Here is an 11,963-nt window from a genome sequence, read left to right on the forward strand (position 1 = left end):
ACCATAAGAAAGCGGAGTGGAAATCTAATTGATTCTCAACGATTTCATCACCCCGCCCATCAATAGAATTAAGGTTGAACATAGTTTCTTACTCGTTAACTTGTTCTAAACTAACGAGCCTAGAACATTCTAATATCAATGCCCTAGGCTCGTTAAACTCTATTATAATAAAGTTTGTACTAATTATTTAGTATGTTTTTGTTCGTCAAAAGTTTTTAAAATACCTTGTTTAGATAAGATATTGTGAACTGTATCAGTTGGTTTAGCTCCGTCTTTTAACCATTTTAAAGCTAATTCTTCGTCAATTTTAACTTCTGGAGCATTAACGCTAGCTGGATTATAAGTACCGATTTGTTCGATGATACGACCGTCACGTGGCGCACGAGCATCAGCTACAACGATACGATAGAATGGATTTCTTTTTGAACCTAAACGAGTTAAACGAATTTTAACTGCCATATATAAAACTCTCCTTTAAATCTTTTCATTTTTTATTTTCTACAAGAAATAATGATAACAGGAACATAAAACTTTGTAAAGAGTTTTTTCTTTACCAAATAAATTTATCTCATTAAGTAAAATTTATTGTCTATTTTTAGTCATTGAATAACTTACTTTTAACTTTAAAGGAGCGGCGACTGAAATCTAATGAAATTACCAAAGATTCCAATCCCGCTCCTCATTTATTTTATTAAAATGGTAAGTTCATGCCTTTCAGCATATTTTCCATTTGACTACGTTTACCTTTTTTACCTTTACGACTACCGCCAGTAAATTGTTTCATCATTTTCTTCATATCGTTAAACTGCTTCATTAATCTGTTCACTTCTTGTAATGAACGACCAGAACCTTTAGCGATACGTTTTTTACGAGATACATTTAAGACAGCTGGATTTTCTCTTTCTGCCGGTGTCATAGATTGAATAATTGCTTTAATATGATCGATTTGTTTTTCGCTCATATTTAAATTATCCATGCCTTTCATCTTATTCATACCTGGAATCATTTTCATAATATCATCAAGTGGACCTAAGTTTTTAACTTGATCTAATTGTTCTAAGAAATCATCCAATGTAAATGAAGAATCACGCATTTTCTTTTCTAAGTCTTTAGCTTTGTCTTGGTCAACATCTTGTTGCGCCTTTTCAATGAGACTTAAAACGTCGCCCATACCAAGGATACGAGAAGCCATACGTTCAGGATGGAATAATTCTAGACCGTCTAGCTTTTCACTCATACCTACAAATTTAATAGGTTTTTGAGTAACTGCACGAATAGATAATGCCGCACCACCACGTGTGTCGCCATCTAATTTAGTTAGCGTTACACCTGAAACATCTAATTGATCGTCAAATGATTGTGCTACATTCACGGCATCTTGACCGGTCATAGCATCTACTACTAACATAATTTCATTTGGTTTTGAAATTTCTTTCACTTCTTGAAGTTCATTCATTAATGTTTCATCAATGTGCAAACGTCCAGCAGTATCGATAATCACAAAATCTAAATGTTCTTCTTTAGCGTGTTGTAAAGCATTTTCAACAATCTGTTGAGGTTTAACTTGATCCCCTTCACTATACACTGGGATGTCAATTTGTTTACCTACTGTTTGTAATTGGTTAATCGCAGCTGGACGATAAATATCGGCAGCGACTAACATTGGTTTTTTATTATATTTTTTGCGCATTAATAACGCTAATTTACCGGCAGTTGTTGTTTTACCGGCACCTTGTAAACCGACCATCATTACGACTGTTGGTGGTTTATTAGCCATTGTAATGGAAGTGTTTTCTCCTCCCATTAATTGTGTTAATTCATCTTGTACAATTTTTATGACTTGTTGACCAGGCGTTAATGATTGCATTACGTCTGATCCTAGGGCGCGATCTGATACAGTTTTTACGAAATCTTTTACTACTTTAAAGTTAACATCGGCTTCAAGTAAAGCAAGACGTACTTCACGCATCATAGTTTTAATGTCTGCTTCAGTCACTTTACCTTTACCACGAATTTTTTGCATTGTATTCTGCAAACGATCGGATAATCCTTCAAATGCCATATTAATTGCCCTCCTTTGTCTCTAGTTATTCAAGTTCTTCTAATTGATTAATATAATGTTGTAATTTATTAGCATCTTTTAGTGATAATTTCATCTGTTCATAGATATGTTGGCGTTGTTGGAACTTTTCATATAAATTTAGCTTAGTTTCATAATTTTCAACTAAATCGCCAGTTCTTCTTATATTATCATAAACTGCTTGTCTACTCACATCAAATGTCTCTGCAATCTCACTTAATGAGTAATCTTTTAGATAAAATAATTCAAGATAATTACGTTGTTTTTCGGTCAATAATGATTGATAAAAGTCAAATAAATAATTCATTCTTAACGTTTTGACTAAATCATTTTTCCCCATGTGTGTGTTCCTCATTCTCAGAGTCTGAGTTGGCTATTTCTTCAGGGATATCTTCATTTTGTTCAATCATATCGGCGAATAAACCATAAACATAGCTTTCAGGGTTGAATGGTTGTAAATCGTCTAATTTTTCACCTAGACCTACGTATTTAACTGGAATATGGAGCTCGTTTCTAATCGCAAGTACGATACCACCTTTGGCAGTACCATCTAATTTAGTTAATACGATACCTGAAACATTTGTTACTTCTTTAAATGAACGTGCTTGAGACAATGCGTTTTGTCCTGTTGTAGCATCTAAACATAATAGTGCTTCGTGTGGTGCATCTGGTACGGCGCGATTAATCACACGTTTCATTTTATCTAACTCTTGCATTAAGTTAGCTTTATTTTGTAAACGACCTGCTGTATCACAGATTAAAATATCTATACCTTTATTTTTAGCTGCATTAATTGCATCGTAAACTACGGCTGCTGGATCTGAACCTTCACTTTGTTTAACTACTTCTACACCTACGCGGTCGCCCCAAACTTGTAATTGGTCTATAGCTCCAGCTCTGAAAGTGTCACCCGCGGCAAGCATTACTTTTTTGCCTTCCATTTTATAACGGTGAGCTAACTTACCGATAGTTGTAGTTTTACCTACACCATTGACACCTACCATTAAGATAACGTTTAAACGTCCATCTTCAAGATTCATTGCTTCTGAATGATCATCTTCTTGATGGTAAATTTCGACAATTTTTTCCACAATAACTTCACGTAAATCTTCAGTTTCTTGGATATTACGGCGTTGTGCTTCTACACGTAATTCTTCAGTTAGTTGCATCACTGTATTAAAACCTACATCTGCTGTAATCAACATTTCTTCTAAAGCTTCGAAGAATTCTTCATCAACAGTTCTATAACGTGCAATTAAATTATTTAATTGTTCTTGGAAGTTTTGACGTGATTTTTCTAAACCAGCTTTGAATTTCGCACCCATTTTTTGAGCTTCGATTTCTTCAAAGTCTTCAATTGAAATTAAACCATCATCGTCAAAGTCGGCTTCACTTAATTTACGTGGTTTCTTTCTAGGCGCAAACTCTGAATCGCTATCTTCTTGTGAAGGTTCACCACTTGGGGCTTCTTCTTCAGTTAGTTCTTGTTCAATATCATCTGTAGATTTAGTTGAAAATTTATCTTTTAATCGTTTAAAGAAACTCATACTTGTTCCTCCTCCATAACCTCATCTATTGTATTTAAATTTACACTTACTAATTTAGAAACGCCTGATTCTTGCATCGTCACGCCGTATAAACGGTCGGAATATTCCATTGTTCCTTTACGGTGTGTAATAACGATGAATTGGGTTTGCATAGATAATTCTTTTAAAAATTGGGCATAGCGTATCACGTTAGCTTCATCAAGTGCCGCTTCTACTTCATCTAGTATAACAAATGGCGCGGAACGAACCTTCAATATGGCGAAAAGTAATGCAATAGCACTTAAAGCACGTTCACCGCCACTTAATAAAGATAAGTGCTGTAACTTCTTACCAGGAGGTTGTACTATAATATCTACTCCTGCTGATAAATAGTCATCATCAGTTAATTCTAATTTAGCATGTCCTCCGCCAAATAACGACTGAAATACTGTAGAAAAATGTTCTTGCACTTGTAAGAAAGTATCTTTGAAACGTCCCTTAACCTCTTGATCCATTTCACTTATAACTTGTTCAAGTGTATGTTTGGCTTCACGTAAATCGTTACGTTGATCGTTAAGGAAGGTATATCGTTCATTTAATTCTTCAAATTGTTCGATGGCATTGATATTCACTGGTCCTAATTCGTCAATCGACATCTTAGTAAGTTTCACTTTTTTTCTAAGAGAGTCAATCGTATCATCTGAATGGTACTCTTCTCGTGCACGTTCTACAGTTAATTGATACGTTTCATTCAAATGATCAATGGCATGATTGATTAGGACATCTAATTTAGATTGTTGCGCTTTAATATCTTGATAAAAACTTTCAATAGAAAGTAAATCTTGATGATATTCTTGAAGTTTGGCTTCATGAATTTCTATATCTTCATTAATATCCATGCGTTGTTGTTTTAAATCTTTTAATTTATTCGTTATTGTTTCACGCAAGGTTTCTTTTTCTTCAATATTAGCTTGAAGCTTGTCAAAAGCTTGCTTACCCATCATATCGTCGGAATTAAACAATTCGATTTTTTCTTGTACGTCATGTAATTGTTGGCTTATATTAGTAATTTGTTTGTCAATTCGCTCTAAAGATGATTTATGAGCATTCATTCGTTCTTTAACTACGGCGAGATCAGAACGTTTTTGATTTAATTGTTGTTGAACTTGTGTAGTATTTTCTTTTCCTTCTTTAGAAAGTTGAGTATAGCGTTCAATATCTTCTTCAAGTTGTTTAAGTTGTTCTTTAATCGTAGATAAACGATTTTGTTTTTCAGTTAAAGTAATACGACTTTGTTCACTTTGGTAACCATCATTTTTCTCAAACTCAAATTCTTCATGTTCATCTTTAATATGTGTTTCTTGTGTTTTTAAACGATCTAACTGAAGCGCTTCATTATGAGATGTCTCTTTAACTTCATTATATTGTTGGCTCAAAGTGAAATACGATTCACTCATTTTTTCAACTTTATCTTTTTGTTGTTGCAATTGTTTTTCAAATTCTTGTGTTTGTGTTTCATATTGTTGTAATTGCGTACGCATTGTAGTTAACTCATCTTTTTGTGACAAGATACTTTTAGTTTTACGCGCGCCGCCACCAGTCATTGAACCGCCTGAGTTTACTATATCCCCTTCAAGCGTAACAATTCTCGTCTTATATTGAATAGCTCTCGCAAGTTCATTGGCGTTTTTAAGGTTATCCACGATGATAGTGGTACCTAGAAGGTTGCCAACTACATCTTGATATTCGGAATTTACACGCACAGCCTCTGAGGCTACATTAATAAACCCGTTTGAATTTTGTGCTATTTGTCTAATATCCGTAGTTAATCTTCTTGGCTTAATTACATTCAAGGGTAGGAAGGTTGCTCTGCCTAGACCTTTTTGTTTTAAAAATTGGATAGCCTGACGTCCATCTTTTTCCGTATCAACTATAATATGTTGTAAGGAAGCACCTAATGCGGTTTCTATCGCTTGTGTTAATTCAGAAGGTACATCAATTACTTCAGCTACAGCGCCACGAATCCCTTGTAATGTGTGATGTTTGGCTTTTAATACATGTTTAACACCATTAAAGAAATAAGTATAATCTTCTTCTTGAGTTTCTAAACTTTCAACTCTTGCTTTCATTTTATCTGTATAACGGTATGCTTGATATAACTTATCTTCATACTCTGTTTGTAGACGTTTAGCTTCGGATAAATCTTTCTCAAGTTGTTGCGTATTTTTTTCAATATCTTTGAGTTGTTTTAAAGTCTCTTGATGTTGATGATTCACTGTAGTAATTTCTGTTTGAATTTCTTTAAGTTGATTAAATGCTTCGACTAAACGTGAATCAAGACGAGATTTTTTAGCTTCATTTTCCTTAATCGTATGTTCAAGAAAACGTATATCGTTATTTACATCAGACTGTTCGGACATTAATTCATAGTAATTATTTTTTATCACTTCTAACTTTTCTTCATGTTGTTCATCTGATACATATAATTGAGATTCTAATTGATGAATTTCGTTGTTCAGTTGTTTTTGTTTATCTTTTAAAGAAGCACGTTGTTGTTCAACACTTTCTTTCTCACGTTGTACAGTATCTAATTCGTGATTAAGATTCTCTAATTCCTCTTCAAAGCGAGCATTTGTTTCAGATTGGTTACGTTTTCTTTCTTCTAAGACATTTAACTGTCCTGTATATTTTTCATACTCTTCAGTTGCTCTAATCAAATCATAATTCAATTGTTCAACTTCATTATCAATATGTTGACGCTTGGTCTTTTGCTTTTGTAAGTATTGAGTGATTTGAGCTTGTTTCGCCTCTTTATCTGCTTGTTGACTCTTTAAATCATTAAGACGTTGATCTAATTCGCGATTGTCTTCTGAATATTGGTCAATGTCATGCACAGTGACAATTACATCACTTTGCTTCATTTCTTTTGATAGTTGTATATATTCTTTGGCTATCGAAGCTTCAGCTTTCAAGGGCTCAACTCGCCCTTCTAAATCATACAAAATATCTTCGACGCGAGATAAATTATCTTCTGTACTATCTAATTTTTGAAGTGATTCAGCTTTTCTTTTTTTGTATTTTAATACACCTGCAGATTCTTCGAGTATTTGACGTCTATGAATAGGTTTCGCATTAAGTATTTCATCTACTCTACCTTGAGAAATAATACTAAATGCTTCTTTTCCTAAACCAGAATCTAAGAACAACTCAGTAATATCACGTAATCTTGCTTTATCATTATTTAAATAATATTCGCTTTCACCGCTACGGTATAAGCGACGTGTGACCACAATGTCATCAGCATCAATTTGCAGTTGTCTTGCTTTATTATCTAATTTTAATTGAACTTCTGCATAATTTTGGGCACTACGATGTTCTGCACCTGAGAAAATAATATCTTCCATTTTAGAGCCACGCAGAGATTTAGCTGATTGCTCGCCTAGCACCCATTTAATGGCGTCTGTAATATTACTTTTCCCACTACCATTAGGACCGACAATTGCAGTTACACCTTTATCGAATTGAACATCGGTGCGATCTGCAAATGATTTAAACCCTATGGCATCTATTGATTTTAAATACACCATACTATTCTCCTTGTTAATCATTCATACTCATTCTTGTTGAGAAGAGGACAATATTCAATGGGGTTGGAAGAGACTGAGACATTAATAATTTCACTATAGAAGACCGATATATATTGTTCCAATCTCCTTCACCATACCATGGAAAGAATACGAAATTGATAGTTTAGATTTCTCTCCTACTCTCTATATACTTTACTTTTTGGGAATTGATTTTTTCAATTTATTATATGCGCTTTCGGCCGCTTTTTGTTCGGATTCTTTTTTAGTTTTTCCTTGGCCCTCTGCGACTGCTTTATTTTCCAAAATAACTTCAGAAGTAAATAAACGATGATGTGCGGGACCTTCTTCTTTAATTAAACGATACTTCACGTCGCCTTTATTCTGACTATGTACATACTCTTGAAATTGTGTTTTATAATCAACAACGCCAACTAATTCATTATCTTCCACATATGGAAAGATGACTTTCTCTGCAAATTTCCAAACTGTATCTAAGCCTTGATCAAGATACAATGCACCAACAAACGCTTCAAACGCGTCAGAAACAAGAGAAGGACGTGTTCTACCACCTGTCTTCTCTTCGCCTTTACCTAATAAGATTAAACGGTTTAGGTTAATTTTATTCGCAAATATTACAAGTGAGGGCTCACATACGATTGTTGCTCGCATTTTAGTTAAATGACCTTCTGGTAAATTAGGATGTTTATCAAAAAGGTAGCGTGAAACCGTCAATTCTAATACCGCATCGCCTAAAAATTCAAGACGTTCATTATGAGCTAAGCGATCCATATTGAAGTCATTGATAAAACTAGAATGTGAAAAAGCTTGTTGATATAAATCAATATTGGAATATTTAAATCCAAGTTCTGTCATTTTCTTTGAAAATTGCTGTTGAAAGTCATTTACCATTTCTGTTTTTTTGGGATTTGTCATGCTACAACCTCCAATAACTTATTCTGTGTTAAACCCCTATGAAAAAAATCTGAGCCATCTTGTAGACGACTCAGATGTAAGTTTTTTATTTTTCAAGACTATTGATATACTTAACAGCATCACCAACAGTGTTGATTTTTTCAGCTTCTTCATCAGGAATTTCAGTACCAAATTCATCTTCTAATTCCATTACTAATTCAGCGATATCAAGTGAGTCAGCGCCTAAATCATCTTTGAATGATGCGTCTTCTGTTACTTTATCAGCGTCTACACCTAAACGATCAACGATGATATCTTTTACTTTATCGAAGTTTTCCACGTCGATTCACCTCCTTTAAAAGTGTCTATCCATAGACTATTATATTTTCCCATTTTAATGGGTAAAACACAAGTGTTTATTAAATAGTCTTATAGATAAACGTGTTTATTTATTTTGAATAATCTAGCATAAACAATAAGTTGAAAGTGTGAAAATTAAAATCAATTCAACCTACTACTCATTGATTATTCAAATACTTACATATACATACCACCATTAACGTGAATTGTTTGGCCAGTAATGTATTTAGCACGTTCTGAAGCTAAAAAGGCAACTGTGTTAGCAATATCTTTATCTTCGCCAAAACGTGATAAAGGAATTTGTTCTAACATTTGTGATTTTAAATCGTCATTTAATGCGTCAGTCATATCAGAAACGATAAAACCAGGCGCTACTGCGTTAACAGTAATGCCACGAGAAGCTAATTCACGTGCACTAGATTTTGTTAATCCTTCAATACCCGCTTTAGTAGCAACATAGTTAGCTTGGCCAGGGTTGCCCATTGCACCTACAATACTAGATAAGTTGATGATTGAACCTCCACGTTGACGTAACATTTGTGGTGTCGCTTTTTGAATACAGTTAAATGTACCTTTTAAGTTAGTATTGATAACATCGTCCCATTCTTGTTCTTTCATACGCATTAATAAATTATCGCGCGTAATACCCGCGTTATTAACAAGTACATCTAAAGAGCCAAATTGACTAACTACTTCTTTAATCATAGCTTTAACTTCATCACCATCGGCAACGTTAGCTTGAATTGCGAAGCTTTCTACACCTTTATCTTTAATTTCTGCAACTACCGCTTCAGCTTTCTCTTTGTTTCCTGCATAATTTACTGCTACATTAAAGCCATCTTCTGCTAATTGTAAAGCGATACTACGGCCGATTCCTCGTGAAGCGCCTGTTACTAGAGCATTTTTATTAGTCATTCTCATTCCATCCTTTCACATCGTCTAGAGTTTGAATTGATGTTAATTTGACATCGCGGTTGATTTTTTTGATTAAACCGGATAACACTTTGCCAGGACCAATTTCTATAAAGTGATCTACGCCTTGATCAATTAACCATTCTGTAGATTTGATAAATTGAACTGGTGAATAAAGTTGTTTAACCATATTTTGTTTGATCGTTGTGGCATCCGTTTCTCCTTGCGCATTCACGTTTTGGATAATTGGAAATTGTGCGTCATGCCATTCAAATTGATCAATATACGCTTCAAAGTCTTTTTCAATCACTTGCATCATTGATGAGTGGAAAGGTCCAGACACAGCCAATGGTAAAACACGTTTAGCGCCTAATGCTTTACCTTCTTCAGCTAACTTATCAATTAACGTTTTATGGCCAGAAACTACAATTTGTCCTGGACAGTTAATATTTGCAGGCTCAATTAATTCATCATCAGTAGATAAATCTTTACAAATTTTATCTACTTCTTCATAACTTAACCCTAAAACCGCTGCCATACTTCCTACACCATTTGGAAATGCTTGGGCCATTAATTGTCCACGTTTACGGACAATTTTCACTGCATCTTCAAACTTAAGCACGCCTGCAGCTACTAAACTAGAATATTCACCTAGACTGTGTCCCATAGTGTAATCGGCGTCTATATCTTTAAGCGCATTTAACAATGCCACACTATGTGTAAGCAATGCAGGTTGTGTGTTCTCTGTTTCTCCTAATTTGCCTTCACTATCAGTAAACATTGTTTCTAATAAATCAAAATCGACAACTTCTTGTGCAGAATTTAGTATTGCAGTGGCTGCTGTTTCTTCATTATATAAATCATTCGCCATGCTTACTTTTTGAGCACCTTGTCCTGGAAAAACAATTGCAGTTTTACCCATTTTCATCACCAACCGTTTCTTTCATAATGTCGACTATTTTTTCTTCTCCTGCAACCTTAGCTTGACGTATTGCAGAATAGAATGCACGTGCGTTCGAACTACCGTGAGCTTTAACGACCGTACCGTTTAACCCTAATAATACTGAGCCACCGTATTCGGCATAGTCCATTTTTTTAGAGAATGTATTTAAATCTTTCTTCAACGCTAAAGCAGCTAATTTATTTCTAAAACTACTTAATAATGTTTCTTTTAGCATTTTACCAATTGATTTCGCTGTACCTTCGATATTTTTTAATATCATGTTACCAGTGTAACCATCTGTTACGACCACATCAGTTTGGCCTTCCATTAGTGTTTTAGCTTCTATATTACCTTCAAAATTAAAACTATTATCTTCGCTTAATAGTGTATAGGCCTTTTTAGTTAATGTATTACCTTTGGCAGCTTCTGTACCAATATTGAGTAATGACACTTTTGGTTGTGCAATACCACGAATTTTTTGCGCATAAATATTACCCAATTGGGCATATTGTAACAAGTGTTCTGGTTTTGCATCTGCATTAGCGCCTACATCTAAAAAGACAAAGCCTTTACCATTAATGGTAGGGAGCGTTACTACAAGCGCCGGACGTGCCACGCCTTTAATTCGGCCGACGATAAATAGGCCTGCCGACATTAAAGCACCCGTATTCCCTGCTGAAACACAACCATCTGCTTCACCATTCTTAACCGCTTCAGCCATACGTACCATTGAGCTATCTTTCTTACGTTTAATTGCTCTAACCGGTTCATCTTCCATTTCGATTTTTTCAGAACAATGTCTAAATGTAATACGTTCGTGATTTAAAGTATATTGCTTTTCATCTCCGAAAAGAATAATTTCTAAATCTTTAAAATCGTTAACAGCTTTCTCGACAGCATCTAAAACAATACCTGGGGCGTCATCGCCACCCATCATATCTATAGCAATTTTAACCATTTATTCGATCCTCGCTTATATAAAACATTTTAAAAGTTCCTTTGAAAACTAATGTATCTTTTACAAATGAATTTACTTCAATAACATAATGTTGTTTGGTCTTATCTAAGACGGTTGCTTCTGCCCTTACAGTATCATGTAACTTCACTTTTTCAATAAATTCAATATTACTTTCTTGAGTTAACACAGTTGAATTATGTATTAGCGCTACGCATAATGAATTCGCTTGAGCAAATAACACATGACCACGTGCAATTTGTGTCTTCATAAAGACTGAATTTTCAGTGATATCGATGATAGATTGAGCCGATTTGTTTGGTTCGACTTGAATCAAATCTCCAATCACTTCACTAGCTTCAAGTGCACGTACCTGCTCATAATTTTGTTCAGCTACTAATTTAATACGCTTTCGCAATTCTGGGATATTAAGATTTGTACGATCTAATCTAATCGTTTGAATACTAACTTCAAACTTCTCACATAATTCACTATCTGTAATAAAGGGGTTTGAGTCGATTGCTTTTTGAATAGCTTGACGACGTTCAGTCTTCTTTAATTTAATGTTTAGCGCCCCCTTTACAAGTGAATTTAGTACCAAGTCTTAATCATTCCTCACATATCATAACACTTTCTATTTATAAAGCTCAACAAATATTATATATGCGTTATAAGAAAGTTTAATTTT

Annotated in this window: 11 protein-coding genes; all 11 read right to left on the bottom strand. The window is 34.4% G+C overall.

What is annotated here, in order from left to right:
* Positions 1–183: 183 nt before the first annotated feature.
* The 11 genes from rpsP to fapR all read right to left on the bottom strand — a co-directional run bounded on the left by rpsP (position 184) and on the right by fapR (position 11,840).
* Positions 184–459, bottom strand: coding sequence for a 30S ribosomal protein S16 (gene rpsP / locus FH144_RS02190; RefSeq protein ID WP_103166702.1), 276 nt, complete (start codon positions 457–459; stop codon positions 184–186).
* 232 nt (positions 460–691) lie between these two features.
* Positions 692–2,062 carry a signal recognition particle protein gene (gene ffh / locus FH144_RS02195; RefSeq protein ID WP_242313487.1) on the bottom strand — a complete coding sequence of 457 codons (1,371 nt, stop codon included), beginning with the start codon at positions 2,060–2,062 and terminating at the stop codon, positions 692–694.
* A gap of 25 nt (positions 2,063–2,087) precedes the next feature.
* The gene (locus FH144_RS02200) at positions 2,088–2,420 is read right to left on the bottom strand and encodes a putative DNA-binding protein (RefSeq protein ID WP_198611307.1); all 333 of its coding nucleotides are present in this window, start codon (positions 2,418–2,420) and stop codon (positions 2,088–2,090) included.
* Positions 2,407–3,627, bottom strand: a complete 1,221-nt coding sequence (gene ftsY, locus FH144_RS02205; protein ID WP_242313488.1) for a signal recognition particle-docking protein FtsY — start codon at positions 3,625–3,627, stop codon at positions 2,407–2,409. Before ftsY ends, FH144_RS02200 begins: the two co-directional genes overlap by 14 nt.
* Positions 3,624–7,193 carry a chromosome segregation protein SMC gene (smc, locus tag FH144_RS02210; RefSeq protein ID WP_242313489.1) on the bottom strand — a complete coding sequence of 1,190 codons (3,570 nt, stop codon included), beginning with the start codon at positions 7,191–7,193 and terminating at the stop codon, positions 3,624–3,626. Before smc ends, ftsY begins: the two co-directional genes overlap by 4 nt.
* A 192-nt stretch (positions 7,194–7,385) precedes the next feature.
* A complete protein-coding gene (gene rnc / locus FH144_RS02215; RefSeq protein ID WP_242313490.1) occupies positions 7,386–8,126 on the bottom strand; it encodes a ribonuclease III in 741 nt (246 codons plus the stop codon).
* Positions 8,127–8,211: 85 nt separating this feature from the next.
* A complete protein-coding gene (locus FH144_RS02220; protein ID WP_001830184.1) occupies positions 8,212–8,445 on the bottom strand; it encodes an acyl carrier protein in 234 nt (77 codons plus the stop codon).
* A gap of 197 nt (positions 8,446–8,642) precedes the next feature.
* Entirely contained in the window at positions 8,643–9,386 is a 744-nt protein-coding gene (fabG, locus tag FH144_RS02225; protein WP_242313491.1) for a 3-oxoacyl-[acyl-carrier-protein] reductase, read from the bottom strand.
* Positions 9,373–10,299, bottom strand: a complete 927-nt coding sequence (gene fabD, locus FH144_RS02230; protein WP_242313677.1) for an ACP S-malonyltransferase — start codon at positions 10,297–10,299, stop codon at positions 9,373–9,375. Before fabD ends, fabG begins: the two co-directional genes overlap by 14 nt.
* A complete protein-coding gene (gene plsX / locus FH144_RS02235; protein ID WP_242313492.1) occupies positions 10,292–11,278 on the bottom strand; it encodes a phosphate acyltransferase PlsX in 987 nt (328 codons plus the stop codon). Before plsX ends, fabD begins: the two co-directional genes overlap by 8 nt.
* Positions 11,271–11,840, bottom strand: a complete 570-nt coding sequence (gene fapR, locus FH144_RS02240; protein ID WP_242313679.1) for a transcription factor FapR — start codon at positions 11,838–11,840, stop codon at positions 11,271–11,273. The genes plsX and fapR overlap by 8 nt, the downstream gene beginning before the upstream one ends.
* Positions 11,841–11,963: the final 123 nt, after the last annotated feature.

Source organism: Staphylococcus sp. acrmy (assembly GCF_022690565.1).
GTDB lineage: Bacteria > Bacillota > Bacilli > Staphylococcales > Staphylococcaceae > Staphylococcus > Staphylococcus caledonicus.